Here is a 26,895-nt window from a genome sequence, read left to right on the forward strand (position 1 = left end):
GGAACTCCAAACGTCGCTGGAGCAACATTTTCTGCGGGACTGTTTTGAGTGGATGCAGCAGGCGCTTGTTGAGATTCCCATCAACGAGACGGTCGAACATCGCGTCGCCAATCATGCAGACATCGACCGGGTCTGCCGCGACATTCTCAGCGTTGCCCATGATGAAGGGTTCAGCCTTGAAAGTCTGTTCCACCTCTACCGCATCTTCGTGCCAAGCACCGAAGCGAGTTCAGCCCCCGAAGTGAATCCGGTGCGACTGCAGTCATCCAGCCAAATGGAGGATCAAGGCGCTGCGTCCCTTGTCGTTCCCCGGCCACTGACCTACAACTTCGCCGAGTGTCTTGCGCGCGTCGAGCGAGAGCTTCTTACGGAGCCTCAGGAGCGTCGACTCATCTTCGTCATCACCGGATGTAGCGACAGGGCCAGTCAGGTGTGCTGCGGGGACTTCGGGGCAATCACGATTTCGCAAGTGCCGCCGGATCTACCGCCGCAGACGCCACCGGCAGCAAAGAATCTGTTCTCTTCCCGCCCCGGTCGCCTGTTCGCGACCGCAATCGTCAGGAGCAAGGATGGTCGTTCGGCGGGCTTGGACGCCTATCGGTTGATCGGTCAGATCCTGGACCTGATGCGCTTCGAGTACGACACGCCGCACATCCAGGCCGGTTCCCGGTTTCTGCTGCAAGACGAAGAGAAGTTCCGTCTCCTGCAGCTGCCGCAGTTGATTCCAAATCCAGAGGCCGAGCCACCGACTCGGAGCTTGCAGGACTTCGTCGAACACTTGAGCGGACTGGCCGCGCGCGATCCTTCTCAGACTGAAACGAAGGATCGCATCTTCTCGGCCTTCCGGCTGTACCGGCTCGGAACTGGGACCAACATGTTCGACAACAAGCTCGTGAACTGGTGGACCGGACTCGAATATCTCACTAGCGGCAGCAAGGCAGCCGGGGGCATTGGCGACAAGGTGAAGAGCGCCCTGGCTCCCACGTTGGCTCTGACCTACGTGCCGAAGCATCTGGTGGCGTTCCGCGCGGCGCTCGCGGCCCTGGATGTTGAGGTGCTCAGCCGTGGCACGACCGTCCACGTCAGGGACTGTTCCAACAGCGCGCTCTACGCAGTGCTCAAGGACGTAGCGCAACGGCCCGCGTTGGAGGCCTATTGTTCGCAGCAGCCATATCTGTGGAAGCACCTGTCCGCGTTCATGGATGGTTTGGCGACGCCCGCCAAGACGGCGGAGATGCTGCGCGGGCACGACCGTCGTGTTCGATGGCAGATTGAGCGCATCTACCGGGCGCGTTGCGACATCGTGCATGCAGCCCGACAAGTCGTTATGGCGAGTCTGCTGTGCGCCAACCTGGAGTACTACCTTCGCATGACCTTGAAGTCGATGCTCAAGGTGTTCGCTGCCGTGCCGACGTTGACGGGCCCGGCGGAGTTCTTCGAACGCCAGCGCCACCGGCTAGGGCAAGTTCTGCTCGGACTGGAACCTGCGGACAGGCGGGCGACGGGAAGCGATGCGTCGCTTCTTGCTCTGCTGGACTGAGGAAGCAAAGCGCCACAATCGTCGCTGCTTTCAGTTGCGATGACCTGGAGACTTCATGCGCGTTGTTCCGTTCAAGATCCATGTTCCCGAGGACCGCTTGACCGACCTGCGCGGGCGCCTGTCGCGCGTCCGCTGGCCCGCATCGCTGGACGAGGGCGGCTGGTCGGACGGCACGTCGCTGGCCTTCATGCAACGCCTCGTCGCGCATTGGCGCGATCGCTTCGACTGGCGCCAGCAAGAGGAACGGCTGAACACGCTCAGCCATTCCATGGCGACCGTCGACAGCGCCGACGTGCACTTCATCCACCAGAAGAGCGCCTCCGCGAACGCCTTCCCGCTGGTGCTGACGCACGGCTGGCCGGGTTCCGTCGTGGAGATGACGCACATCATCGGCCTGCTCACCGATCCGGCCGCGCACGGCGGCGATGCGGCCGATGCCTTCGACGTCGTCGTGCCTTCGCTGCCGGGTTACGGCTTCTCTCCCGCGCCCAAGACGACGGGCGTGGGCTCGCGCGAGATCGCCGGCCTGTGGCACGGTCTGATGCAAGGCCTCGGCTACGAGCGCTTCGGCGCGCAGGGGGGCGACATCGGCGCGGGCGTGTCGACGTGGCTCGCGCGGCGCTTCCCGAAGGACGTCGTCGGCATCCACCTGAACTACATCCCGGGCGGCTTCAAGCCGCATGTCGACGAACAGTCCGCGCCCATCACCGATGAGGAACGCGCCTTCCAGACGATGGCCGCCGGCTGGTATGCGGAGGAGGGCGCCTACGCCGCGCTGCAGGGCACCAAGCCGCAGACGCTGGCCTATTCGCTGGCGGATTCGCCGGTGGGACTGGCGGCATGGATCGCCGAGAAGTTCCACTCGTGGAGCGACTGCGGCGGTCACCTGGAGAGCGTGGTCGCCATGGACGAGCTGCTCACCGACATCTCGCTGTACTGGTTCAACGACAGCATCACGGCGTCGCTGCGGCTCTACAAGGAGAACCGCGCACGGCCGCATGTCTTCGAGCCCGGCGAGCGCGTGACGCCGCCGATGGGCATGGCGCTGTTTCCGAAGGAACTGCCGACGCCGCCGCGCTCATGGGTGGAGCGCGCGTACGACGTGAAGCGATGGGAGGTGATGCCGCGCGGTGGGCACTTCGCGGCGCTGGAACAGCCCGAGTTGCTGGCGGCGGAGATCCGCGCGTTCTTCCGCCCGCTGCGCGCGAAACTGAACAAGGGGTGAAGGGATGCGGTTCGAATTGCCCGAAGACAAGAAGCTCGTCCACGAGACCCGCATCCAGATCCGCTGGGGCGACATGGACGCGATGGGCCATGTGAACAACACGGTCTACTTCCGCTATCTGGAGATCGTGCGCGTGGAGTGGCTGGACAGCCTCGGCCATCCGCCTAGCCCCGATGGACAGGGCCCGGTGATCGTCAACGCGTTCTGCAATTTCCATCGGCAGCTTGCGTATCCGGGCGAGATCCTGGCGAAGCACTACGTCTCGAATCCAGGACGGTCGAGCTTCGACACCTGGATCACGCTGGAGCGGCTCGATGAACCGGGCGTCATCTACGCCTCGGGCGGCGCCACGACGGTGTGGCAGGACGCGACGGTGCAGAAGTCGGTGCCGTTGCCGGAGTGGCTCAGACAGAAGCTCTGACTGCGTCGCTGAGTCGCGGACCTGGCCGCTCTCACCTCGGCTCGAAGAACACGTTCATGCCGTCGATGCAGCTGTCCGAGGTGTTCGGCAGTTGCCCGGGCGGGTAGGGCGGATTGCTGTGCGGCTGGAAGCCGATCCTGACCTCGTAGTCGGGATAGCGATGCACGAAGCTGCCGTTGTACGGCGGGACCAGCGTCGCGCGGGGCCATTCGTCACCGAGCGCTTTCAGCACCATCGACGGCCGGACGCAGTCGCCCTGCTTGTGGAGCTGATCCGACGGATCGTCCTCCCACCACGGCACCTGGCGGCTCTCCGCATAAGGGGCCGTCAGGAAGACCATCAGATTGACGCGCGAACGGCCCGTCGGTGCCGACCAGGCTCTCCGCCGCAGGCGGATCCAGGACTCATCAAGTTGCGCCAGACCGCGGAAGTCCGAACCATCGGCTGTCGGTGCGGCGACGTTCAGCAGACGGGCGCCGAATCGCTGTTCCAGCGATGCCGCGTCCGGCGGCTTCGGGCCCGCCATGCCCGAGAGACGGCGCGCGAGCTGCTGCGCGTTCTCGGTCCGCGCGGGGTGCGTGCCGGGCAGTTGCTCAGGCAGTGCCGGATGCTGTTGGCCGCTCCAATGCCGGAACGGCTTGCACGCGGTGTCGAGGTCCTGCGCGACCAGGCTCCCCGGCAGCACCACGCCGACGCGCAGGGGCGCCGGCCTCTCGTAGCGCTCGGCCGGCAGCTCGCGCATTCCGAGCAGGCCCTCGACGCCGACGAGCGCGAAGGGCGGTTCCTTCAGTGCCAGGTACTCCCGCGATGCCATCTGCAGGCGGACGCGGTTGGGACCCGGCGACGCGAAGGGTTTGAGCGGCAGGCCCTTCGCCGCCCCCAGGAGCGGCAGGGACTCCAGCACGATCACCTCGGCGGTGACCGTGCGGCAGTCGTCGCCCGACGACGCACCCACGCAGACGGACTCCGGTGCGTCGACGGCGACGCGGGTGACCTTCACGCGCGCCACCGAGGGCTGCTGGCAGAGCCAGCGAAGATCGGATGCGGACAGGGTCCTGGGCTCATCGGCAGCGCAGGCGGCGAGCGGCAGCAGGCCGACCAGGGCGATCGACACGCCGAGCCGGACGATGGCCGGCGCCGCACGGTGGATGACAGACGCGCGTCGCATCTCAGGATCCCGAAGAAGGCGAGTAGTAGACGTACATCGCCTTCACGCATTCCGACTGCTGGACGCGGCGGTCGTCGGGAAAGCTCGCGATGTACGGCGGAGAGAACTCGAAGTGGACGCTGTATTGCGTGAAGCTGCGCATGAAGCGGCCGCGATACGGCTGGCTGATCCTGGAGAAGCCCCACCCGTCGCCGACCTGGTCCACGATCATCGACGCGGTCACGCAATCGCCCACGCCACCGTCCGAGGGATCGGCTTCCCACCAGGGGGCTCGTCGCGAGGGGATTTGCGCGCCCGAGAGGTGGACGCTCAAGGTGACGCCCGGCGGCCCCGGCCGGTCGGTATACAGCTCGTGCGTGATCCGGACCCATTGCTGGGACAGCCTGGCCAAGGTGCGCGTCTGGGCGCCGTTGGGCCGGGGAGCGCTGGGCGCCACCATGCGGGCACCGAAGCTCCGCTCGATGGCGGCGACGTCGGGCGGCGTCGGGCCGATCAGCGCGGCGATCCGCTTGCCGAGCGCGTGGGACCCCTCGCGGCGGGCGGGGAAGTCTCCGGGCAGCTGTTCCGGCATGGCGGCACTGCGCAGCCCGCTCCAATGGCGATAGGGCTTGCACGTGCCGTCGAGATCGCCGGTGGTGGCCGGCGCATCGGGAAGGAAAGTCCCCACCGTCCACTTGGCCGGATTGGCGCCGCCCCATGACGGGAATTCGGGCAGCGCAATCAGGCCCGTCATGCCGACCATGTCGACGGGGGGCGTGGAGGTCGTTGCCGTGGTCGTTGCGGTCGTTGCGTTCGCTGCTGCGGTGGTCGTCGTGCTCGTCGGTGGGATGGGCGGGTTCGCGTCCCTGGTCATGAGCCGGAAGCTCACGCGGAACGGCTCCTTTCCAAACGGTCCGGGCTCGATGAGGCTGAGGCCGGGATAGCCGCCGATCGAGGGCAGCGCGTCCAGCACGACGGCCTGGGCCACGACCACACTGCAAGCCGGCGCCTGCGTGCCGGCCGTGTCCTGCGCACAGGGCGCATCCGGGACTTGCAGACCGATGCTGGTCAGGCGCACGCGCGCCACGTAGGGTTGCTCGCAGGCCCAGCGGATGTCGGCCGCCGACGTTGCCACCGAGACATCGGCGGCCACGGCCGCCGGCACCTGTGCCAGCGCGGAAAGGACGGCGGTCAGCAGGGATGCGAGGCGGGTCGGGAGACGGGGCATGCGCAATGCGGTGTGGATGTCGACGGCCGTACTGTGCCTCAGTCCTTGGGCCGCGCTGCGGTCTCGCCGCTGAGCTTCACGACCCCCTGCCTGGCCATCATCGTGAGCGCGCCGGTGAGGCGGGTATCGATCCATTCGGCATCGACGACGTTCGTCTTGAACAGGCCCCAGGTCGAGTCCATGCCCACGCCGCCCCAGATCTCGACCTGGCACTTCGGCTGCGGCATGTCGGGCCCCAGGTTCATCGTCTGCAGCGCGTAGGTCACGGCGCCGGCCTTCGGCGACAGCGGCTTCGGGCGCCACTTCTCGTACTTCGCGGGCACCATCACCAGCGCCGGGCGGTTCGGCTCCAGCGTGCTGAAGTCGGGCTTCTCGCCCTGCGGTGTCGCCGGCAGCACGATGACGCGCCCGTCGAGCCCATTGGCGCTCAGCACCTTGGGCGCGCGCTCGACGAACAGACGATTGACCTCGTCGAGCTTCCATTCGTGCCAATGCTCATCGGGTTCCTGTGCGACCAGGCCCGGCCTCGTGAAGTCGGCGGTGACGAGGACCAGATCGATCGTCGTCAGGCCCTTGCCGCTGCCCGGGACATCGGATGCGGCGGAGGCCGCGCCGGCCACCACGCTGGCGGATTTGGGGCAGGTCTCGCGGATGCCGCCATCGGCGGCCAGGGCGGGCATCGCCGCCATCAGCGCGAGGCTGAGGATCGTCACACGGCGTGCGGGAATGAGGGGGAGCAACAGCGTCATGGGCGTGGGGGCGTCAGAAGAAACGGTCAGAAGAAAACGGTCGGAAGGCAAGCTGTCAGAAGGAAGACTGTCAGCGGAGTTCGAGCGGCAGCCAGGTGGGACCGATCGCCTCACCCTTGGCATCACGCGGCGCCTGGCCATTCAGCGTGAAGAAGCCATCGCGCTCCAGCCCGCGCAGCAGGTCGGCGGCAAGCCGCTCGGCGCGTTTGTCGGCGTCATGCGGGCGAGGTCCGGTCATCAGCGGGTCGTAGCTGGCGGCGCTCGCCAGCTTGCCCAGCCACACCAGCTGGCGCGTCGCCGCGTCCCAGAGCACCGCTTCGTAGCGGATGAAGTGCATGCCGCCCTGCGTCTGCTCGAACTGGCGCGTCAGCACGAGCGCGTGGGTTGCGCCCCCCGTGGGCATCTCCGCCCACAGGGACTCCAGCGCCTTCGGACTGGCCAACGGTCGCGGCAGTTCGACGAAGCCGGTGGAGCCCAGGCCGTTGCGGCGCAAGGTCTCGACGAACTGATCGCGCGCGGGCAGGGTCAACGCGGGATCGCGACCGGACCAGACATAGACGCGCACGGTTTTCACCGCTTTCACATCCGAGGCGAGGCGTTGGGTCGGGGCTTGGGCGCAGGCCACCAGCGAGGCGGCAAACGCAGTCAGACAGAGTCGGCGTGAAAACATGGCGCGCGAGTCTAGGGACCGTGCGACGCGCGCTCCGTGATGGATCGCTCGATTTGCGCGGACCCCCCGCGGCCGACCCCCTGATCGCGGGAGGTGGCGTTAACGCCGTCTCAATGCCGTATCAGGTGCTCAGCGCTTGAACCAGGACCAGAAGCCCGCCTTCTTGACTCTGTACTCGAACGGTTCTGAAGCCCGCACTTCCGCGCTCACTGCCAACTGCTCGATCATTTCATTCAGATGGCGTCTGACCTTGCTGAGCGGGTGATCCGGGAACGCGGCGTCGTACTGCTCGTCATCCGCGGCGTTGCGCATGAACGGCCCTTGGTGACCCGGGTCGTAGGGATCCTGTTCCCAACCGATGATCCTGCCGGTCTGCTCATCGACCTCGACCGGGCCCTGCTGCATCGCCATCACCGTGGCCTCCCGCAAACCGGTCGTGCCAACTTCAAGGCTCTGAAGCTTGATGACATAGGACTGGTCCGCGAAGGGCAGCGTGACGCTGCCGATGAACGCGAAGCCTTTCGGCTCCAGGCGCGCCTTGAAGACCGTGCGCACGGCTGGCAGTCCTGCCACCCGCGTGGGATCCACTTCCAGCATCGCCACCCCGTTGAGCTCCGTCATCGTCCGATAGAACGCACGAAGCGCGGCGGCGTCCGACATGTCGGCGGTGATGTCGGGGACGGCGGAGAAATGGTTGATGGAAAGACGATCCCCGTCCGCATTCGCGAAAAGGGCGGCGGTGTCATTCGCGTCCTGGAAGACCCACTGCTCAGGGAATTGGAAGTGCTTCAGATTCATGACTTCACTTGGACGGCACGCCGTAAACGACCTTCGTCACCGGCAAGCGTGATTTCACTTCGCGGATCCAGATCGCCCAGTCCGGGCCGTCGAGGTCTGCACGGACCTCGTACTCTTTCCCGGCCTCGGGCTCGAAGTCGATCGTGCCCTCCAGGGTCGGCGTCGGCTTGAGCATCGCGTCGATCGGCCTGGCAAACGCGTACTCGCAGCGCAAGGTGACCTTCTGGGGAACGGGATCGAGCTTCCGGTCGCTCAGGTAGAAGTAGAACTTGTTGCCCTTGCCGCTCGAGTTCCTTCTTGTGCGGTCGAGGGCATGGTCGATGCTCTTGCCATTGATCCGCGTGGCGACGCAGAACATGGCCTCGGATTCCTTCTCATTGATCCGGGTGATGTAGTCCTCGAGCACCGCCTTCTGACTCGCGTCGGCGGGCGTCTCCGCGAAGGTGGAGCACATCAGCAGCATCAAGGCCGCAGCGATGGATGGGCGTTTCATGGCAAGGCATTGGAGCACGCCTCGACGTTCATCCCGTTGCAGATCGGGCTTCACGATTGCGCGAGCTCTACACGCGCCCGCTGCCATTCAGTCCAAGCCTCGTCTGCATTGATGTCGGGATAACCGCGCTTCTCCGCCAGGGCGAGCGCCGCTGAGACGGGCAGCGCCATGCACACGCCGCTGTCGCGAATGGCGTTGACCTCGGCCTCGGTCAATGGGGATCCCTTCTTCTGCTCTGCATTGAGAAGGAGGACCAGCAATGCCGGGATGAAGACCAGGAGCAGAGGCTCTTCCGACTCGGTCTTCGGCTCGGGGGCGGGCGGCGGTGATTTCTTCTTGAAGAGTCCGAACATGGCAGTGCGCTTGAATCGCCCCGGGGCGGGCAGCGCGGAGGGTATCAAGCGGCGGCCTTGTTTGTCTTCTTCCTGCTCGGCCTGGATGCGACGAGCTCGGCCCACACCGGCGCATGGTCGCTCGGTCGTTCCTTCCCGCGTTCTTCACGGTCGACACCGGCGGCCGCCACCTTGAAAGCGGCGCTCACCAGGATGTGGTCGATCCTCAGCCCCGCATTGCGCTCCCACCGTTGGCGGCGGTAGTCCCAGAACGTGAACGGGGTGTCCTTCGGATGCGCCGCTTTCAGCGCATCGGTCCAGCCTTGTTCCAGGATCGCCGCGAAGGCCTCACGCGCTTCCGGCTGGAGCAGCGCGTTGTCTCTCCACGTGTCCGGCTTGTAGATGTCGGCGTCCGTGGGGACGACGTTCCAGTCGCCGAGGAGCACCGTGGGATGACCTGCTTTCCACAGGGCATCGGCGCGCTGACGCATCCGTTCGAACCATGCCAGCTTGTAGTCGAACTTGGGGCCGCGAAACGGGTTGCCGTTGGGCAGGTAGAGCGCCGCCACCAGCACGCCGTTGATGGCGGCTTCGACGTAGCGGGCCTGCCGGTCCTTGGCGTCGCCGGGCAGCGCCCTCAGCACGGGCAGCGCCCTCAGCACGGGCAGCGGCGCGTGCCCGCGGGAGAGCAGGGCGACGCCGTTCCACGTCTTCTGGCCGACCACGAGGGACTCGTAGCCGGCCTCACGGAGGGCTTCGACGGGGAAGTCCTCCGTGGGCGTCTTCAGCTCCTGGAGCGCGACGACGTCGGGCCGCCGCTGCTCCAGCCAGTCGAGCAACTGATCCAGTCGCTTCAGAACGTTGTTGACGTTCCAGGTGGCGACGATCACGGCGTCACCCCCTTGAGCGAAATCAGATCGGCGAGGCCGCCACCAGATGCTCGGACAGGAACCACACCTGCAGCTCGTTGGTCCGCACGACATCGCTGACCAGCAGGTCATCCGTGCCCGAATCGCCCGCGTCGCTGGCCTTCTCGGCCTGCTCACGCGCGTAGGTGAGGATCATGGTGTGCGCCTCGATGAGGCGGCTGAGCTGCACCGTCGCCGGCTCGCGGCCGCGGGGCGGGCGGGGGATGCGCGTCTCTTCCGCGATGTCCGCGGCCATCGCCAGCGACACGCCGCCGAGGATCTGGATGCGCTCGGCCAGCAGGTCGACCAGCTCGACCTGGGCTTCGAAATGCTTGTCGAAGAGCAGGTGCAGCTGGTTGAAGGTCGGTCCGACCACCTGCCAGTGATGCTTCTTGTACATGTCGCGCAGCGTGATCGTGTCGGCCAGCACCTGGTTCAGCGAGGCCACGCTCTTCTTGACGACCGCCTCGGCCATGCCGTGCGGCATCTTGATGATCTCGCCGAAGCGCTGCGTCTCCTGCGACTGGGTCTTCACGGACTTGTCGATCGACGGCGTCGTGGCGGCGTGGGCGGCGTCGACGCGGCCCGACTTCGTGGGGGACTTCTTCTTGGTGGCCATGCGGAACTCCAAAGAGGTAGGAAAGATCCCGCTCTGGAGGGCAAGCGCCGATCCCGCGCCTGCGTCGTGCGCGACGGCGATGTTCAGTCCGCTTCCCCCGCCCGGCTGAACAGCACCGCGTCCATCACCTTCATGTACGCCTTGGCCGTCTTCGCATCCGTGGCGTGCACGCCCGTGGTCGCCTCGATATCTGGCCCCATCACCGACAGCGTGTTGGCGAGCGACACCATCGCGTAATACAGCAGCACCGGTTCCCCCTTCGGCAGGTCCCCGGCCTTCTGCGCCGCCTTGATCAGCGGCTTGGCCAGGTCGAAGTGCGGCCGCAGGAAGTGCTGCGCCAGCCACTCCTGCCGGTCCTCGCTGTGTGTGCCTTCGCGCCGCTGCATCATGAAGCGGTGCAGGTGCGGCTGGTCCAGCGTGAACTGGAAGTAGGCGATGAACTCCTGCCTCAGCTGCCCGATCGCCGTCGCCGGCTTCGCCTGCCGGATCAATCCTTCGCGTGCCCGGGCCAGTTCCTCGTAGACCAGCGTCGCCACGGCTTGCCACAGTACCTCTTTCGATTGAAAGTGGTATGTGATCAGCTGATGCGTCAACCCGCTCTGCTCCGCGATCGCACGCATGCTGGCGGCCTCGAAGCCGCGCTCGGCGAATTCCTTCAGCGCGGTCTTGAGGATCGTCTGCTTCGTGTCGGCCGAGCGCTGCTGCTCTCGCCGACGGGGAGTGGAAGTATCCGGAGTGCTCATGCCCGACATCATGCCTTCGTCACGCGCCGTTACTACCTCGCTGGAGGTAGCTTTCGAGCTTGAATTTCAGTTGCGTATCGCCCGTGTTGCCCGTCTTGGTGCGCTGGTATCGATACCGTTGCATCCCCCTCGACAGGGGCATCAATTCGACACACATTAAAACTTGCCGCCCGGCAAAACAAACGCGGACACTGCCGCCGCCTGCCCCTCTCTGGAGGGACAAGCAGCGAGCGACGCGTGCCGATGGGCGGTACGTGCGCCGGACCAAACCAGGTCCACATGAGAGCGGTCGCGGACACCACCCCCCGCGGCACCGATCGCACCCACAGGCACGGGAGGGAACCACCATGGAGTTCAAGCAACTCGGCATCTTGATGGGCAGGGCATTTGTCCCTGCCCTGCTGGGCAGCGCGCTGCTCGCCGCATGCGGCGGCGGCGGAGGCGGCCAGCAAGGCGGCGTCCAGATCGCATCGGACGACAGCGGCGGCAGCGCCGACAGCGCCGCACGCGCCAAGCGCATGGCCGGCGACAACGGCACCGAGACGGCGCTCACGCCCGTCTCCGCCACCGGCAGCTCGATGGAGCGCGGCGACCTGAGCGGCGCCAAGGCCATCGACAAGGACGACAACAGCCGCTGGGGCTCCGCGTTCACCGACAACGAATGGCTGACGCTGGACTACGGCAGCAGCGTCACGATCTCGCGGGTCCGCATCAACTGGGAAAACGCCCACGCGAAGAAGTACCTGCTGCAGACGTCCGAGGACAACAAGACCTGGACCACGATCAAGACGGTCGAGAACAGCCCCGGCGGCGTCGAGGACCTGAAGGGTCTGGGCGGCCAGGGCCGCTACCTGCGCGTGCAGGGCGTGACCCGCTCGACGGGCTACGGCTACTCGATCTTCGAGATCCAGGCCTTCACCGGCACGCCGGTCCCGCCGACCACCCCGACGGACCCGACCACGCCGACGAATCCCACCGATCCGACGACGCCGACCACGCCCACCAACCCGACGACGCCCACGCAGCCGACGGACCCCGTCGGTGACACGAGCAAGCCGGGCGTGGCGATCAAGCCCGTGGCGACGATCTCGTCGGCCCCCGAGAACGACGGCCTGGCCGCGAAGAACTCGATCGACGGCAACCTGGCCACGCGCTGGGCTTCCAAGCCCGAAGACGGCGCCTGGATCCAGTACGACTTCGGCACGGCGCAGCCGCTGGGCTACATGAAGCTCGTGTGGGAGAACGCCTACGGCAAGGCCTACGAGATCCAGATCTCGGACGACGGCAAGACCTGGACGCGCCTGCGCAACCAGCCGGCCGGCAAGGGCGGCACCGAGGAGTACTTCAACCTCGGCGTGAAGACGCGCTTCGTCCGCATGCAGGGCGTGACCCGCGCGACGAACTACGGCTACTCGCTGTTCGAGGTCGAGTTCAAGACCGTCGGCAGCGACAACAGCATCCCGACCACGACCACGACGCCGTTCTCCTTCCCGGCGAACGGCGCGGGCGCGAGTCCGCTGTTCAACCCGCAGGCGCCCATCGAGCAGATCCAGTTCTCGCTGCCGGACGGCACGCTGATCACCCGCTTCGGCCAACGCGGCGTCGGCCGTCACGGTCGCGAGCGTGGCGAGGACTGGAACGAGATCGGCTTCGGACCCAACGACACCGTGGATGCCAACGGCAATCCGCAGGACAAGGGCCCGGGCAACTACATGAACTTCGTTGCGAACTACTTCAAGAATCGCACGTGGGGCGTGGAGTTCATCGACAACAGCCGCGTCGCGGGCGTCACCAAGCCGCGTCTGATCGTCAACCAGTACTTCCCGCAGGCGCAGCGCGGCGGCGGTCATTCGTTCTTCCGCCGCATCGACGATCCGGGCGTCACCGGCTACGGCTGGATGTCGCCGGGGCAGCTGCTGGATCCGACGACCTACACGGACGGCTTCGTCGACAAGACCTCCTGCCCGGTGGTGCCCAAGCCGCCGCAGAACGGCCTGGCCAAGCCCGATTCGGGCTACAAGGGCATCATCGGCGCGAACGACGGCTGCTCCGTGGTGCTGGACAACATGCCGGGTCACACCGACCTGGCGCCCAACGGCAACGGCGTGCTGGTGCCCAACGGCGTCAACATCCCGGCGCGTCCGCTGCAGCTGGGCGAGGCGATCGAGTTCACGGGCTCGTTCTTCTCCAGCCGCGCCGCGATGGACGCGATCGGCGACAAGGGCGACATCCGCTACTACACCAGCGAAGTCATCTACGTCATGGGGACCGGCCTGCGTCCGTGGTACGGCGTCCAGCCGCGCCTGAACAGCGTGCCGCTGCCGGATGCCGTCCTGTCGGGCGGTCTCGGCTCCGTGTCGTACAACTACTCGGACGAAGGCTGGCGCATGTTCCAGCAGCCGTTCAACAACATCGGCATGCAGAACCTGCAGCGATTCGTTGAAGGCCGCCGCGCGGTGCACAGCAGCTTCGTGACGGGCGCGCACATCGAGCCCGGCAACGACGCGATGACCTCGATCCAGAACCTGGCGGGCACCCGTTTCAACGCCACGGCCTGCGTGCAGTGCCACACCAACAACGGTCGCAGCCCTGCGCCGTTCACGGTGGACCAGCGTCTGGACAAGATGGCCTTCCACGTCGCGATCAAGGCGGCTGACGGTTCGATCCGTCCGGACCCGCGCTACGGCTCGGCGATCCAGATGAACTCGACCTCGCCCACCGGCGCGCCGCAGGACTGGGGCAACGCGGTGAAGGTCGCGGGCTTCGATGTCAGCAGCGTCACGCTGGCGGACGGCTCCAAGGTCGAGCTGCGCAAGCCGAAGTTCGCCTTCGACGGTCCCACCCCGCAACTGTGGTCGGCTCGCGCTGCGCTGCCGCTGCTGGGTGTCGGTCTGCTGGAAGCGGTGCCTGAAGCCGACATCCTGGCCCGTGCGCGCACGTCGCCGGACCAGGACGGCGTGGTGGGCAAGGCCAACTACACCTTCGATCCGGAAACCGGCGCCACGCGTCTGGGCCGCTTCGGCTGGAAGGCGTCCAAGGCCAGCATCCGTCACCAGGTGGCCAACGCGCTGCTGAACGACATGTCGGTGACCTCGCCGGTGTACCCGAACCGCAGCTGCACGACGGACCCGCAAGGGTGCCGCACGGCGCCGGCGCAGAAGGGCATCCAGGAAGCCGACCTGACCGCGCTGACGCAGTACATGCAGCTGCTGGCGGTGCCGGCCCAACGGAGCATCCCGAGCGGATTCCCGAAGGGTGTGATGCCGACGGACGAGCATCGCGTGGATGCGGTCCTGGTGGCCAACGGCCGCAAGGTGTTCGACGCGCTGCGTTGCGCGGCCTGCCACACGGCGGAGATGAAGACGGGCAAGAACCATCCGTTCGCGGAATTGCGCGACCAGACGATCCGTCCCTTCACCGACCTGCTGCTGCACGACATGGGCCCGGCCCTGGCGGACAACCTGCCGGAAGGCCAGGCGCAAGGCGCGATGTGGCGTACGACGGCTCTGTGGGGCATCGGCTACACGGAGAAGGTCGCCCAGGGTCAACCGGTCGGCTACCTGCATGACGGCCGCGCCCGCAACCTGACCGAAGCCATCCTGTGGCACGGCGGCGAAGGCGAGAAGTCGCGTCAGCGCTTCGAGCAGCTGTCCAAGGCGGACCGCGACGCGCTGCTGGCGTGGCTGAAGACGCTGTGATGGGTTGAAGGAGACGGGCGCTTCGCGCGCCCGTCCCGCAACGACAAAGGCCGTGGCGCAATGCCACGGCCTTTTTTTCGTTCTGAGGCGGTGCCCGCGGCCCGCGGCCCGTGGCACCTGGCAGGCCCGAGACCGCGCCTGCAATTGATCGGATTCCGACATTTTCTGATCGGCACTCAACGGCGGCAGTCCCGTGTCGCCCGGAGCATTCGCCCGGTGTCTTCACAAGGTGATTCGCATGCCGATTCCAGAGTTCGACCTGTTCCGTTCCCCATCCAATCAACCTGCGGGGCCAAGCCGCAGACTTCGGCCGCGGCATGCCGCGACCTGGCTGCTGCCGCTGCTCATCTCGGCCTGCGGCTCCGATGACGACGCGATCGGGGCACCGGCGGACGCCGGTTTTTCGGTGAGCAGCACCAGCCTCATCGACGGTGCGATGCAGCAGGCGCAGTACTCGTCGCGTTGCGCGGGTCACGACCGGTCGCCGCAGCTGTCCTGGCGGAATGTCCCTGTCGGCACGCAGAGCCTGGCCGTGACGGTTCACGACCGGGATGCCCCGACCGGTTCCGGCTTCTGGCATGCCGTTGTCGCAGACCTGCCCCCGGCGCTCAACGGGCTGGACGAAGGCGCGCTGCAGCCCGCCAGCGGCGCGCCGTTCAGGAACGATGCCGGCGTGGCCGGCTACAGCGGCGCCTGCCCGCCCGAGGGTCAGATCCATCGCTACGACATCACGGTGTATGCATTGAAGGTCCCCAAGCTGGCCACCATGCTGCCGCCTGACGCGAGCCCGGCGCTGGTGGGGCTGGTCATCGCGGGGAACAGTCTGGGCAAGGCCACGCTGACCGCATTGGCGGGGAGGGGCACGCTTGGAAGCGGTCCGGACGAACCCAAGCCCACCGGCTTCGTGCTGACCAGCGGCGACGCGTCGGGCGGGAAATTCGGCAATGCCCAGTTCGCGCCGGCGGCCGCCGGCCTGGGTTGCGATGGCGGCAACCTGTCGCCGCGGCTCGCATGGAGCGGGGCGCCGGCCGGCACCCGAAGCTACGCGATCACGATGCTGGATCTCGACGCGCCGACAGGCTCGGGCTTCTGGCACTGGGTGATGGCGGATCTGCCAGCGAGCGTGCAATCGCTCGCCACCAACGCGGCGGCCACACCGCCCGCCGGCGCGTTGGCCGTTCGAAACGATGCTGGCGTGACCGGCTATGGTGGAATCTGCCCGCCCAGCGGCAGCAGCCACCGCTATGAACTGACGGTGCACGCGATCGCGGTGGAGAACCTCGCCCAGATGTTGCCGCCCCAGCCGAGCCCAGCCCTCGTGGGCTTCGTGATCCGGGGCAACAGCCTCGGCAAGGCCACGCTCACCGTGACTGGTAGCCGCTGATCTCACGTCTGCCGTGCCACCATCCCCCTTGCGCATGTCCATCCTCGCCCCCACCAGCCCCCTGTCCTTCATGGAGCCACACATCGCATGGCGTGCGGAGCTGGGGATCACAGCGGCCATCCGCCAGCACTCGAGCGTCGAGATCAAGCAGCTGTACATCGAGCAGCCGATCCTGATCGTCGTGGTCCGGGGGGAGAAGCGGGTGCGCTGGGCGGGCGGCGAATGCCGGGTACTGCCGGGGCAGGCGGTGGCCGTGGCAGGCGGTCAGACCGTCGACATCACGAATCGTGTCGATACGGTCGACCATGGCGACTACTGCGCCTACTGGCTGGTGTGGGACCGCAGCCTGCTGAACGAGCACGCGGCGCGCCATGCCGAACAAGCCCTGGTCCGCGGCGCGCAGTTCATCGGGACGCTGGTGCCTGACCTCGCTGACGCCTTCACCAGGGCGAGAGCAAGCCTTGGCGACGACTCCGTGCCACAAGAGATTTGCCGCCTTCGCCTGCAGGAGGTCCTGGTCTGGTTGGGACTCAGCGGCGTGCGCTTCAACGAACGTGAGTTCAGTTCAATGAGCACTCGCGTGCGCACGACGCTGAGCCGCGACATCGGCCGCTCCTGGAGCGCGCCGGACGTCGCGCGCGAGCTCGCGACCAGCGAGGCGACGCTGCGTCGCAAACTGGCTCAGGAAGCGACGTCGTTCAGCGACATCCTGCTGGACACGCAGATGTCGCATGCGCTGCGCATGCTGCAGTCCTCGATGCGGCCGATCACGGAAATCGCGCTGGGCTGCGGCTTCCAGACGCCATCGCACTTCAGCGCGCGTTTCCGCCAGCGTTTCGGGTTCACGCCGAGCGCGATCCGTGTGCACCAGCGGGATCCTGAGCCCGCGCCATGACGAGGATCTCGACGGCCGCCGTGGCGCATTGCCACGGCCTCTTTCCGTTCTGAGGCCGCACTCGCATCCCATGGCAGACTGGGTCGGATCAGTCGGCACGCTTCGCCGGCCATCCGTTGGTGGAGACCATGAAGAACCTCGTCATCTGTGGGACCCTCGCCGCCGCCTTGTTCGGCTTGCCCAGTGTTGGTCGGTGCGCGGAGATCGTGCTGGAGCAGTCCGCGGTGCAGTCGCTGCTGATCGAAGGCATGTTCAAGGACGAAGGGCGGCTCTATCTGCAGAAGGGCGCGTGCTACGCCTATCTCGAAGACCCCAAGGTGTCGCTCCAGAACGGGCGCGTGATCATCCGCGTCCACCTCAGCAGCAAGCTGGGTGTTCCCTCGGGACGGGAGTGCCTCGGCGTCGCGTTGGCGAGCTGGGCGACCGTGTCAGCGGCTCCGATCGCGCAGGGTCACGTCGTGCGCTTGACCGAGATCCGCGTCGACGAGGTGGAGGATCCCAACACGCGCAACCTCTTGAACCTGGGCCTCGCGCCGGCGTTGCCGGGCGCCGTCGAGTTCGACGTGAAGAAGGCGGTCGAGGAGATGCTCAAGGGCTCAGGCAGCCGCCTGCAAGGCGAAGTGCAAGCGTTGAAGATCGACTCGGTGAAGGCCGGGGACAACAAGCTGTCGATCAACTTCGACTTCAAGCTGGTGGGGAGATGAGCAGGAGCCGTGTCACTGCGTCTGCGACGCGGTGCATGGCAACGTTTCCCCCGTCTCTAAGCGATGACTCAGCAGCTTGCGCAGATCCAGCAGATTCTGATGCTGCTCAGCGAGCGTGGCTTGCAGCTGCTCCACCTCCTGGAGTCGGACGTTGACCTCCGCGAAGGTCTGGCTGTACGAGCATTCGCCTGTCTCGGAGAACAGGCTCCGGATCACGTCGAGCGTGAAGCCCAGCTTCTGGCTGAGACGGATCAGCCGCAGCCGCTCGACCGCGCTCGAGGGGTAGTGGCGATACCCGTTATCGGCACGCAGCGGCGCGGGCAGCAGTCCCTGCCGTTCGTAGTAGCGGATGGCCGACGTCGCCAAGCCGCTTTTATCCGCGAGTTCCCCGATGCGCATATTCCACTTGACCTTGAAGTTGACTTCAAACTTAGTGTAGGCGGCGTCATCAACTTCAAGCTTGAAAGCGCTTCATGACCTCGCTTCTGGATCAACTGAACTGGCGCTACGCCACGAAGAAATACGACCCTTCCAAGAAGGTTCCCGCCGACAAGCTGGACCGCATTCTTGAGGCCGTGCGGCTTGCGCCGACGTCGAGCGGTTTGCAGCCCTTCGAGCTCATCGTCGTGTCGAACCCGGAGATCCGGGAGAAGATCAAGGCGATCGGGTATCAGCAACAGCAGATCGTCGACAGCTCCCACCTGCTGGTCTTCGCCGCGTGGGACCAGACCACGCCGGAGCGCATCAACATGATGTTCGACCTGGCCAACGACATCCGCCAGACCGCCAACGAAGGGTGGGAGAACTATCGGCAGATGCTGCTCGACATCGTGGCGACGCGGGGCGCCGAGGTCAATTTCCAGTTCGCCGCCCGCCAGGCCTACATCGCGCTCGGCTTCGCGCTGGTCGCCGCGGCGGCAGAGGAAGTCGATGCCACGCCGATGGAAGGCTTCGATCCCGATGCGTTGGACGAGATCCTGCAGCTGCGACAACGCGGCCTGCGTAGCGTCGTGATCCTGCCGGTGGGATACCGGGACGAAGCAGGCGACTGGCTGGTGGGCCTCAAGAAGGTCAGGCGCAGTCGCGATGCCTTGATCAGCGAGATCGCGTAACCGTCTCGTCGGCACAAGGGCCGTGGCGCAGTGCCTCGGCCCTTTTCGTTCGGGACAGGCGATAGGGTGTCGGCTATGGGTCAGGTCTTGCCGACGACCTCGAAGTCGTCGAAGCCCGCCGCGTCGCCGCGCTTGTTCGTAACCGTCAGCCGGCCGACCGGCTGTCCCGTCTGCTTCTCCACCAGGCGCGAATGGCGTTCGCCCCGGCGGAACAGGTGGTCCTCGCCCCATTGGCGCAGCGCCACGACGATCGGGAAGAGCGTCTCTCCCTTGGGCGTCAGCACGTACTGCTGATACGCCGAGCCATCCGTCGCCGGCTGCACCTCCAGCACGCCTTCAGCGACCAGCGCCTTCAGCCGGGTCGCGAGGATGTTCTTCGCCACGCCCAGGCTGGTCTGGAAGTCTCCGAAGCGGGTGATGCCATCGAACGCGTCCCGCACGATGAGCAGCGACCAGCGGTCTCCCACGATGTCCACCGCGCGTGCCACGGGGCACGTCGCGTCGTTCATGCGCTTTCGCTCAGCCATCTCGATCTCCCATCGGCGTTTGTGCCATCAGGTTGCATTTTAAAACTACCTGATATGCTGATCTGGTTTCAAAACAAAACCAGTAGAGCCATGCAGGAACCGTCGTCTTCAGACGCAATGCCCACGCGCCAGCTCGCGCTGTTCGCCGTCACCGGCGCGGTCTGCGTCTCCAACGTCTATCTCGCGCAGCCGCTGCTCGACAGCCTCGCCGCGGACTTCAACGTGGCGCCGGCCGCGATCGGCTCGATCGTGACGGCGACGCAGATCGGCTCGGTGCTGGCGCTGCTGCTGGTCGTACCGCTGGGTGATCGATTCGCGAGAGCCCGCCTGATGCGGGTGCAGTTGATTGGCCTCGTGCTCTCGCTGCTCGCCGTCGCGATGGCTGGCAACTACCTCCTGTTGATGGGCGGGATGGTGCTCGTCGGCGCGCTGGGTACGGCGATGACGCAGGGCATCCTCGCGTACGCGGCCAACGCCGCGTCGGCGCACGAACGCGGACGCGTGGTCGGCGCCACGCAGGGCGGCGTGGTCATCGGGTTGCTGCTGGCTCGAGTCTGGGCAGGCGGCATCGCGGATCTGCTCGGATGGCGAGGCGTCTATCTGGCGTCCGCGGCTGTGGTGGCAGGTGTTGCCCTCGTGGCTTGGCGGCGGTTCCCATCGTTGCCCGCGACACGATCGACGCTGAGCTATCCGCAACTGGTCGGCTCGACGCTCGCGCTGCTGGGATCGGATCGCGTGCTCCTGCGTCGCGGCATCCTCGGACTGCTGCTCTTCGCCGCGTTCAACGTCTTCTGGAGTGCGCTGTCGTTGCCGCTGACGGCAGCGCCGTATTCGCTCTCGCATTCGGCGGTAGGTGCGTTCGGACTGCTGGGCGCAGTGGGCGCGTTGGCCGCAGGCAGGGCAGGGCGCTGGGTCGACCGCGGTCGGAGCCGTCAGGCGAGCGCCGCCGCACTGTTGCTGATGGTGCTCGCGTGGGCGCCCTTGGCCGGCATGCAGCTGTCGCTGTGGTGGGTGATGGTGGGCGTCGTCGTGCTCGACCTGGGCTGCCAGGCGCTGCACGTCACCAACCAGGCGCTGATCCTGCGCGGTCCGGCGGAATCGCACGGTCGACTCATCGCCGGCTACATGCTGTTCTATGCGGTCGGCAGCGGGGCTGGGGCGATGGCGTCGACCATGGTCTATGCGTGGGGCGGGTGGCTGGCGGTGTGTGTACTCGGCGTCGGGATCAGCGTGCTGGCACTCGCGTTCTGGGCAGCGACGGAACCCAGAAGACGCGGTGACTGCTCGGCTGAAAACGCAGCATCAAGGAATGCGACGACCTGACCGGATCACGACCTGATCGGATCAATGATCGCCGGTGAGCGCGGACCGATCAGAGGCCGTGCAAAGACCGTGAAAGGCCGTGGCGCACTGCCACGGCCTTCTTCATTCCGAATCACCAGGGCAGTACGGCACCCTCGTGGAAGAACGACCCGGTCGGACCGTCGGAGGGCAGCGTCGCGAGTTGCACGCTGGTGCGCGCGCCTTCGGCCGGCGACATCGGCGCGTCCATGCCGTGCAGGTCCGTCTTCACGAAGCCGGGGTTGGCCGCGTTGACCTTGATGGCGGTGCCGCGCAGCTCGTAGGCCAGATGAATGGTCCAGGCGTTGAGGGCGGTCTTGGAGATGTTGTACGCAGGAATTTTCACGTGATAGAAGGGCGAGTTCGGGTCGATGTGCGTGGCCATCGAACCGAGCAGGCTGGAGACGTTGACGATGCGGCCGGCGTCCGATTGCTTCAGCAGCGGCAGGAGTGCGTCGGTCAGCTCGATCGCGCCGAAGAGGTTGGTGTCGAAGGTCTCGCGCCAGGCGGCGAGCGACTGCTGCGACGGCGTCCGGTCGGGCGCATCACGCATGATGCCGGCGTTGTTGACGAGGACGTCGAGACGACCGTGGCGATGCCCGATGTCGGCCGCCGCCGCGGCGATCGACGCGCTGTCCGCGATGTCGAGCGCGAGCGCCTCGGCTTCCAGCCCCTCGGCGGTGAGCGCCGCGACGGCCTGGCGCGCGGCGTCGAGCTGGCGTGCGGTGACGATGACGCGATGCCCGGCCTGTGCGAGCTGACGTGCCGTTTCCAGGCCGATGCCCTTGTTGGCGCCGGTGATCAATGCGATTCTCTTGGTCATGGTGAACTTGGTATCGATGAAGAGTGAACGGGCCGCCACGCGGCCTACGCCGGCCGCCTTGGCAGTCCGGAACCGTCAGCGTAGGACCCGACCCTGCGCGGGTGTTAGCCCAGTGTCCGGATACGAGGTATCGAGCGAATGGATATGAAGCGCGCCAGCCTGCCGCTGCTGCTGTCGCTCGACGCGCTGCTCACCGAGCTGAACGTGACGCGAGCCGCACTGCGCCTGCACGTGAGCCAGTCGACGCTCTCGGGCCATCTGGCGCGTCTGCGCGAGGTGTTCCAGGATCCGCTGCTGGTCGCCTCCGAGACCGGCCGCGGCATGGTGCCGACCGAACGCGCACTGGCCCTGCGGCCGCGATTGGCCGAGGCGCTGGCGATCCTGCGCGAGGTGGTCGAGGACCCGCTGGTGTTCGATGCGGCCAGCTCACATCGCACCTTCGTGGTCGCCGCCAACGACACGGTTTTCACCATCGTGGGCGCCGACGCGATGACGCGGGTGCTGCGGTCCGGAAATCCGGGGCTGAGGATCGCCACGGTGCCGGGCTCGGACCCCAACCTGGTCGAGCGCATGGCGCGCGGGGAGATCGACCTCTACATCTGCGACATCGCGAAGATGCCGGGCGCGCTCAAGGCGCGACCGCTGCTGGACACGGACTACGCCTTCGCCCAGCGACGCGGGCATCCGCGCGGTCTGCAGCCGCCCGATCTGGACGACTACTGCCAGGTCCCCCACGTGATCGTGTCCGAGCGCGCCGATCTCTGGACACCCGTGGATGACGAACTGGCCAAGCTCGGGCGGCGCCGCACGGTGGCGGCCGCGGTGCCCAGCTACAGCCAGATTCCGCTCATCCTCGGCGGGAGCGACTGCGTCGCCACGCTGCCGCGCGCACTGCTCAGGAACGGCCAGGAAGAACTCGACCTGATCGAACTGCCGTTCCCCATGCCGCGCTTCCGGCTGGCGATGGGATGGCATCCGCGGGCGCAGGAAGACAGGGCGGTCAGCTGGCTGCGCGACCAGTTTCTTGAGGGGCAGTCGGATGGAGCACGCCAAGGCGGTGCTTGACGGCCGTGGGCTGCGAGGCTCGGTGTCTAGTCCTGCGGTCGCGCAAGAAACGCCCATCGACTGCTGAGCAGGTAGGTCAGCACGGCGACCCCGAGCAGCACGATCACCAGGCTCACCTGGTAGGACTGGTCGGTCCAGCGGAGCAGGGCGGCGTAGGCCAGTTCGTTGACGAGGAAGCCGCCCGCCGAGATCGCGGAGAAGCGCATCGCCGAGCGCCACATCGGCACGCCGTGGCCCTGGAAGGTCATCCGATGGTGGCCGAAGAAGGACACCTGCAACGCGACGATCCAGCCCAGCACGTTGGCGATCAGCGGATGCCAGTGCAAGGTCTGGACGATCGCCGTCACCACCAGCCAGTGCACGAGCGCAGCGGCGGTGCCGACGGCGATGAAGCGGGGGATGCGGCGGGCGTGTACGTCAGGCACAGGGTCTCGATCGTCGGTGGCGGGCGCCTGGACGCGCCGGGGGAGCGAAGAATAGCCCGGTGTCCCTTCACACGGCGTCACGCGGCGGCACGCGGCGTTGCTGGCAGACCACCCCGGCAGTTCCCCGGCGGCCGCGTGCCCGACAGTTAAGGCGCAGTTAAGTGGCCGCCGCCGAGCATGGCCGGCTCATCCCATGCTCAATCACCACCTGTTCTCGCTCATCAACGCGCCGCCCGGCCTCACGCCGGCTCAGCTGTTCCTGCCCATGGCCGTGGCGCGATGGAGCGCCTGCGGCGTGCTGCTCGGGCTCGTCCTGTCGTGGTGGATCGCGGAGCGGGAACTCCGGGCGGAGCTGGTGAAGTTCGCGACGGGCGCCGTCATCGCGCTGCTCCTGGCCGGAGCCGCCGCGATCGTGGTGGGGACGCTCGGCCCGTCGGCGTGGGGCCGGGAAGCGATCCCGGGCACGCGATACTTGCCGCAGGGATGGCTGCCCGATCTCCCGTCAACTTCCGTGGCGATGCTCTGGGCCGTGGCCATCACCGCGTTCGGGCAGGACCGTCTCTCCGTGGCCGGCCCCTTCCTGCTGACGCTGGGACTGGCCGTGGGATGGTCCCGCATCTACCTCGGCGCCAGCCTGCCCGGGGACGTCCTGGCGGCCCTGCCGGTGGCCGCGGCGGCCTCGGCCCTCACGTGGTGGCTGCGCGCGCCCGTTCATCGGTTAGCGTTGCGTCTGGACGAAGCGCAGGGACGGGGACTGCGACGGCACTTCCGCCGCCGACCGGACCAGCGCTGACGCACGGGAACACAGGCATGAGACTGCTGCTCATCGAGGATGACGACATGATCGGCCGCGCGGTCCGGCAGGGCCTCGCGTCCGCGGGCTTCGCCGTCGACTGGGTGACGGACGCGCGCGCGGCGCAGCTGTCCCTGTCCACAGGCGTGTACGACCTCGCGATCCTCGACCTCGGCCTGCCGCGCGGCGACGGGATGGAGTTGCTGAAGGAACTGCGCAAGGGCGGCGATTCGATGCCGGTGCTGATCGCATCGGCGCGCGACACGGTCAAGGACCGCATCGCGGGGCTGGAGGCCGGCGCGGACGACTACGTCCTCAAGCCCTTCGACCTGGACGAGCTGGTCGCGCGCGTGCGGGCCCTGCTGCGACGCCATGCGGGGAGCGGCAGCCCGGTCCTGCGACATGGCGACCTGGCGCTGGATCCGGTGCGCAAGGAGGTGACCCTGGCCGAGCAGGTCGTGGAACTCTCCGCGCGCGAGTTCGCCGTGCTGGAGGCCCTGATGCAGAAACCCGGCGCGGTGCTGTCGCGCGAGCGGCTGGAGGAGGCCGTGTACGGCTGGGGCCAGGAGGTCGCCAGCAACGCGATCGAGGTCCACCTGCACAACCTGCGCAAGAAGCTCGGCAGCGCCACCATCAAGAACGTGCGCGGCGTCGGTTACCGGATCGGCAACGCGCCATGACGCGCTCGATCGAGCGCGAGCTGCTCGCGTGGATCGTCGGGACGCTGCTGCTGGGATCGGCCCTGGTGGCGATGACGACCTACGTCGTCACGCTCGACGAGATGAACGAGGTCTTCGACAACGACCTCCGCAACGTGGCCACCGGCGTGGCGACCTATCACCGCAGCAATGCGCCGCACGTGCAGGCCCACGCGCCGGTGCTGATCGAGCGCCATGACGAACCCGACGACACCGAGATCGCGACCTTCGCCTGGGATGCCGCCGGCCGGCTGATCTATTCGTCGGATCCGCGCGTGCCGATCACCTTCGAGCGCAAGGAAGGCCTGTCCCACCCGCGCCTGGGCGGCGAGGACTGGATCGTCTACACCGCCGTGCACGACAACGGCATCGTGCAGGCGGCGCAGCGCCGTGCGTCGCGACGCGAGATGGCCGGCGAATCGGCGGCCAAGATCCTGCCCTTCCTGGTCGCGATGGCGCTGATCGTGGCGGGCCTGCTGATCTACGGCTTGCGCCGGGGGCTGCGGCCGCTGGACGCGGCGGCGCGCGACATCGCGGGACGCAGCGCCCGCTCGCTCGATGCGATCGATACCTCCGCGGTGCCCGCCGAGCTCCTGCCCATGGTGCGCGCCATCAACAGCCTGATGGCCAAGCTGGACCAGTCCTTCCGCGCGCAGCGCGAGTTCCTCGGGGATGCGGCCCATGAGCTGCGCACGCCGATCGCGGCGCTGCGGCTGCAGCTCACGCTGCTCGAGCGCAGCGCGGACGAGCTCGAACGCACGGCGGCCACGGGCGCGCTCAAGCTGGGCGTCGTGCGCGCGCAGCGATTGATCGAGCAACTGCTCGCGGTCGCGCGGACCGACCCGGCGGGCCCGCTCGATCCCTTGTCGCCCGTCGATCTGGACGAGCTGGTCCGCACGGTGCTGGAGCCGTTCGCGGCCAAGGCCGAATCCGCCCACATCGATCTGGGCGCGGAACTCCACGGGCCCGCCGCGGTACTGGGGGACGCCGGGCAACTCGCGATGCTGCTCGACAACCTGATCGAGAACGCCTTGCGTCACACGCCCGAGGGCGGCGTGATCGATGTCGGCACCGTGACAGAGGACGGCTGCCCGACCTTGTTCGTGCGCGATTCGGGGCCTGGCATTCCGGCGATGGACCGGGAGCGCGTGTTCGGGCGATTCTTCCGCGGCGACGTCGGCGGCGGCGGCCCGGGCAGGGAGAACGTCGGCAGCGGTCTGGGCCTGGTCATCGTCAAGGCCATCGCGGAGCGCCACCGCGCGAGCGTGCGGCTGCTGGACCGCGCGCAGGGGCCGGGCCTGGAGGTGCGTATCCGCTTCCCCTTGAGCGGCCCCGCATCCGGAGGGGGCGGCCGCGCCAGGCCTGCGGATTTGCATCCGGATTCTTAAGTACGCGATAAGCGACGCTTTTTGATACTCACGGACATGTCTGATGTCCGTCCCCTCGCGTCCTCGTGGCCCGCCGCCCGGCAGGCGGCCCTGCCCATCGACGCGCCGTCGCCGGCCCATGCCGCCGCGAACGCCGTTGCGAACGCTGCTGCCCGGCTGCACGATCCCGGCGCGCCGCTGCGCGAACAGCGGCCCCGCGTGTCCTGCGTGGTGCCCTGCTTCAACGAGGCCGCCAACCTGAACGAGCTGCTGCCCCGGCTGAGCGCGGTGCTCAGTTCGTGCAGCGACGAGTGGGAAATCATCCTGGTCGACGACGGCAGCTCGGACGATACGGTCCTGCTCCTGCGCCAGTGGGCGCGCCGCCCCGGTGTCGTGGCGCTGCAGCTCTCGCGCAACTTCGGCAAGGAAGCGGCGCTGACGGCCGGCATCGCGCGGGCGGTCGGCGACGTGGTGGTGATGCTGGACGCCGACCAGCAGCACGATCCACGCCTGATCCCGCAATTCATCTTCCACTGGTGTCACGGCGCCGACATGGTCTACGCGGTGCGCGCGACGCGCGACGACGAGGCCTGGCACAAGCGCGTGGGCACGCGGCTGTTCTACGGCCTGCTGAACCGGTCGGGGCGCTTCGAGGTGCCGGCGGGGGCGGGGGATTTCCGGCTCATGGACCGGTCCGTCGTCGACGCGCTGATGGCGCTGCCGGAGCGCAACCGCTTCATGAAGGGCCTGTACGCGTGGGTCGGCTATCAGACCGTGGCCGTGCCTTATCAGCCCGAGGTCCGCGCGCACGGCAGGACCCACTTCAATCCGCTGCGTCTGGCCCACCTCGCGCTGGACGGCCTCACCTCGTTCACGACCTGGCCCCTGCGCGCGGCGAGCGCGCTGGGCGTGCTGCTCGCGCTCGCGGCCTTCATGTACGGCGCCTACCTGACGCTCGTGTATTTCCTCTACGGCCACACGGTGAGCGGATGGACCACGATCGTCGTGGGGCTGATGTTCTTCTCCGGGCTGCAGCTGCTCTTCCTCGGCGTCGTCGGCGAGTACGTCGGCCGCATCTTCGAGGAGGTCAAGGGCCGTCCGCTGTACGTCGTCAAGAACGCCTGGGGAACCGGGCTGAACGCCTCCAGAAAATGAATCGTCCCGTGCCTGCCCGTCCTGTCGCTGCCCCT

28 protein-coding genes are annotated in these 26,895 nt (G+C 67.2%); 14 read left to right on the top strand and 14 right to left on the bottom strand.

Features of this window, described 5'->3' with window-relative positions:
• The first annotated feature begins 52 nt into the window (after positions 1-52).
• Genes ABE85_RS01515 through ABE85_RS01525 form a run of 3 tightly spaced genes read left to right on the top strand, consistent with a single transcriptional unit; the run spans position 53 to position 3,186 of the window.
• A complete protein-coding gene (locus ABE85_RS01515) occupies positions 53-1,540 on the top strand; it encodes a hypothetical protein (protein WP_067269464.1) in 1,488 nt (495 codons plus the stop codon).
• Between the two features lie 55 nt (positions 1,541-1,595).
• Positions 1,596-2,765 carry an epoxide hydrolase family protein gene (locus ABE85_RS01520; protein WP_067269465.1) on the top strand — a complete coding sequence of 390 codons (1,170 nt, stop codon included), beginning with the start codon at positions 1,596-1,598 and terminating at the stop codon, positions 2,763-2,765.
• Between the two features lie 4 nt (positions 2,766-2,769).
• A complete protein-coding gene (locus ABE85_RS01525) occupies positions 2,770-3,186 on the top strand; it encodes a thioesterase family protein (RefSeq protein ID WP_067269468.1) in 417 nt (138 codons plus the stop codon).
• A gap of 31 nt (positions 3,187-3,217) precedes the next feature.
• Here the strand turns inward: ABE85_RS01525 and ABE85_RS01530 are convergent, their stop codons facing one another.
• The 10 genes from ABE85_RS01530 to ABE85_RS01575 form a co-directional block, all read right to left on the bottom strand.
• Entirely contained in the window at positions 3,218-4,354 is a 1,137-nt protein-coding gene (locus ABE85_RS01530; RefSeq protein WP_067269470.1) for a hypothetical protein, read from the bottom strand.
• Position 4,355: 1 nt separating this feature from the next.
• The gene (locus ABE85_RS27865) at positions 4,356-5,561 is read right to left on the bottom strand and encodes a hypothetical protein (protein WP_067269471.1); all 1,206 of its coding nucleotides are present in this window, start codon (positions 5,559-5,561) and stop codon (positions 4,356-4,358) included.
• Positions 5,562-5,599: 38 nt separating this feature from the next.
• Complete coding sequence (locus tag ABE85_RS01540) at positions 5,600-6,310, bottom strand: hypothetical protein (protein WP_067269473.1); 711 nt, start codon at positions 6,308-6,310, stop codon at positions 5,600-5,602.
• 70 nt (positions 6,311-6,380) lie between these two features.
• A complete protein-coding gene (locus ABE85_RS01545) occupies positions 6,381-6,884 on the bottom strand; it encodes a hypothetical protein (RefSeq protein ID WP_157521836.1) in 504 nt (167 codons plus the stop codon).
• A gap of 225 nt (positions 6,885-7,109) precedes the next feature.
• Positions 7,110-7,778 (bottom strand): hypothetical protein, encoded by a 669-nt coding sequence (locus ABE85_RS01550; protein ID WP_067269476.1) that lies wholly within the window; start codon positions 7,776-7,778, stop codon positions 7,110-7,112.
• A gap of 4 nt (positions 7,779-7,782) precedes the next feature.
• Positions 7,783-8,271: a hypothetical protein gene (locus tag ABE85_RS01555; protein WP_157521838.1), complete on the bottom strand. Its 489-nt coding sequence runs from the start codon at positions 8,269-8,271 to the stop codon at positions 7,783-7,785.
• 50 nt (positions 8,272-8,321) lie between these two features.
• Positions 8,322-8,624, bottom strand: coding sequence for a hypothetical protein (locus ABE85_RS01560; protein ID WP_067269479.1), 303 nt, complete (start codon positions 8,622-8,624; stop codon positions 8,322-8,324).
• Positions 8,625-8,668: 44 nt separating this feature from the next.
• Positions 8,669-9,493: an exodeoxyribonuclease III gene (gene xth / locus ABE85_RS01565; RefSeq protein WP_067269480.1), complete on the bottom strand. Its 825-nt coding sequence runs from the start codon at positions 9,491-9,493 to the stop codon at positions 8,669-8,671.
• Positions 9,494-9,515: 22 nt separating this feature from the next.
• The gene (locus ABE85_RS01570; RefSeq protein WP_082938216.1) at positions 9,516-10,130 is read right to left on the bottom strand and encodes a Dps family protein; all 615 of its coding nucleotides are present in this window, start codon (positions 10,128-10,130) and stop codon (positions 9,516-9,518) included.
• 83 nt (positions 10,131-10,213) lie between these two features.
• Entirely contained in the window at positions 10,214-10,873 is a 660-nt protein-coding gene (locus ABE85_RS01575) for a TetR/AcrR family transcriptional regulator (RefSeq protein WP_197507170.1), read from the bottom strand.
• A gap of 347 nt (positions 10,874-11,220) precedes the next feature.
• On the opposite strand from ABE85_RS01575, the gene ABE85_RS01580 reads away from it, so the two are divergent.
• The 4 genes from ABE85_RS01580 (at position 11,221) to ABE85_RS01595 (ending at position 17,554) form a co-directional block, all read left to right on the top strand.
• Entirely contained in the window at positions 11,221-14,571 is a 3,351-nt protein-coding gene (locus ABE85_RS01580) for a di-heme oxidoredictase family protein (protein ID WP_231993203.1), read from the top strand.
• A gap of 238 nt (positions 14,572-14,809) precedes the next feature.
• A complete protein-coding gene (locus ABE85_RS27870; RefSeq protein ID WP_067269483.1) occupies positions 14,810-15,955 on the top strand; it encodes a YbhB/YbcL family Raf kinase inhibitor-like protein in 1,146 nt (381 codons plus the stop codon).
• Between the two features lie 34 nt (positions 15,956-15,989).
• Positions 15,990-16,850 (top strand): AraC family transcriptional regulator, encoded by an 861-nt coding sequence (locus tag ABE85_RS01590; RefSeq protein WP_067269485.1) that lies wholly within the window; start codon positions 15,990-15,992, stop codon positions 16,848-16,850.
• Between the two features lie 128 nt (positions 16,851-16,978).
• Positions 16,979-17,554: a hypothetical protein gene (locus tag ABE85_RS01595; RefSeq protein ID WP_067269487.1), complete on the top strand. Its 576-nt coding sequence runs from the start codon at positions 16,979-16,981 to the stop codon at positions 17,552-17,554.
• A gap of 12 nt (positions 17,555-17,566) precedes the next feature.
• Here the strand turns inward: ABE85_RS01595 and ABE85_RS01600 are convergent, their stop codons facing one another.
• On the bottom strand, positions 17,567-17,953 hold the full coding sequence (locus ABE85_RS01600; RefSeq protein ID WP_067269489.1) for a MerR family transcriptional regulator: 387 nt from the start codon (positions 17,951-17,953) through the stop codon (positions 17,567-17,569).
• A gap of 74 nt (positions 17,954-18,027) precedes the next feature.
• Here ABE85_RS01600 and ABE85_RS01605 point away from each other — a divergent pair, with 74 nt between their 5' ends.
• Positions 18,028-18,666 carry an NAD(P)H-dependent oxidoreductase gene (locus tag ABE85_RS01605; protein WP_067269491.1) on the top strand — a complete coding sequence of 213 codons (639 nt, stop codon included), beginning with the start codon at positions 18,028-18,030 and terminating at the stop codon, positions 18,664-18,666.
• Positions 18,667-18,746: 80 nt separating this feature from the next.
• On the opposite strand, the gene ABE85_RS01610 is transcribed toward ABE85_RS01605, so the two are convergent.
• Positions 18,747-19,193 (bottom strand): helix-turn-helix domain-containing protein, encoded by a 447-nt coding sequence (locus ABE85_RS01610; RefSeq protein WP_067269493.1) that lies wholly within the window; start codon positions 19,191-19,193, stop codon positions 18,747-18,749.
• Between the two features lie 117 nt (positions 19,194-19,310).
• Here ABE85_RS01610 and ABE85_RS01615 point away from each other — a divergent pair, with 117 nt between their 5' ends.
• Positions 19,311-20,516: an MFS transporter gene (locus ABE85_RS01615; protein ID WP_231993204.1), complete on the top strand. Its 1,206-nt coding sequence runs from the start codon at positions 19,311-19,313 to the stop codon at positions 20,514-20,516.
• A 112-nt stretch (positions 20,517-20,628) separates the two neighbouring features.
• On the opposite strand, the gene ABE85_RS01620 is transcribed toward ABE85_RS01615, so the two are convergent.
• Positions 20,629-21,357, bottom strand: a complete 729-nt coding sequence (locus ABE85_RS01620; RefSeq protein ID WP_067269497.1) for an SDR family oxidoreductase — start codon at positions 21,355-21,357, stop codon at positions 20,629-20,631.
• A 138-nt stretch (positions 21,358-21,495) separates the two neighbouring features.
• Between ABE85_RS01620 and ABE85_RS01625 the strand changes: the two genes are divergently transcribed.
• Positions 21,496-22,422 (top strand): LysR family transcriptional regulator, encoded by a 927-nt coding sequence (locus ABE85_RS01625; protein ID WP_067269499.1) that lies wholly within the window; start codon positions 21,496-21,498, stop codon positions 22,420-22,422.
• 26 nt (positions 22,423-22,448) lie between these two features.
• Here the strand turns inward: ABE85_RS01625 and ABE85_RS01630 are convergent, their stop codons facing one another.
• Positions 22,449-22,847 carry a GtrA family protein gene (locus ABE85_RS01630; protein WP_067269501.1) on the bottom strand — a complete coding sequence of 133 codons (399 nt, stop codon included), beginning with the start codon at positions 22,845-22,847 and terminating at the stop codon, positions 22,449-22,451.
• A 193-nt stretch (positions 22,848-23,040) separates the two neighbouring features.
• Between ABE85_RS01630 and ABE85_RS01635 the strand changes: the two genes are divergently transcribed.
• The 4 genes from ABE85_RS01635 to ABE85_RS01650 are packed head-to-tail and all read left to right on the top strand — an operon-like array spanning position 23,041 to position 26,860.
• Positions 23,041-23,640 carry a phosphatase PAP2 family protein gene (locus ABE85_RS01635; RefSeq protein WP_067269503.1) on the top strand — a complete coding sequence of 200 codons (600 nt, stop codon included), beginning with the start codon at positions 23,041-23,043 and terminating at the stop codon, positions 23,638-23,640.
• 17 nt (positions 23,641-23,657) lie between these two features.
• The gene (locus ABE85_RS01640) at positions 23,658-24,320 is read left to right on the top strand and encodes a response regulator (RefSeq protein ID WP_067269505.1); all 663 of its coding nucleotides are present in this window, start codon (positions 23,658-23,660) and stop codon (positions 24,318-24,320) included.
• Positions 24,317-25,726 (top strand): ATP-binding protein, encoded by a 1,410-nt coding sequence (locus tag ABE85_RS01645; protein ID WP_067269507.1) that lies wholly within the window; start codon positions 24,317-24,319, stop codon positions 25,724-25,726. The genes ABE85_RS01640 and ABE85_RS01645 overlap by 4 nt, the downstream gene beginning before the upstream one ends.
• A 36-nt stretch (positions 25,727-25,762) precedes the next feature.
• The gene (locus ABE85_RS01650; protein WP_082938219.1) at positions 25,763-26,860 is read left to right on the top strand and encodes a glycosyltransferase family 2 protein; all 1,098 of its coding nucleotides are present in this window, start codon (positions 25,763-25,765) and stop codon (positions 26,858-26,860) included.
• Positions 26,861-26,895: the final 35 nt, after the last annotated feature.

The sequence above is a fragment of the Mitsuaria sp. 7 genome (genome assembly GCF_001653795.1).
Taxonomy (GTDB): domain Bacteria; phylum Pseudomonadota; class Gammaproteobacteria; order Burkholderiales; family Burkholderiaceae_C; genus Roseateles.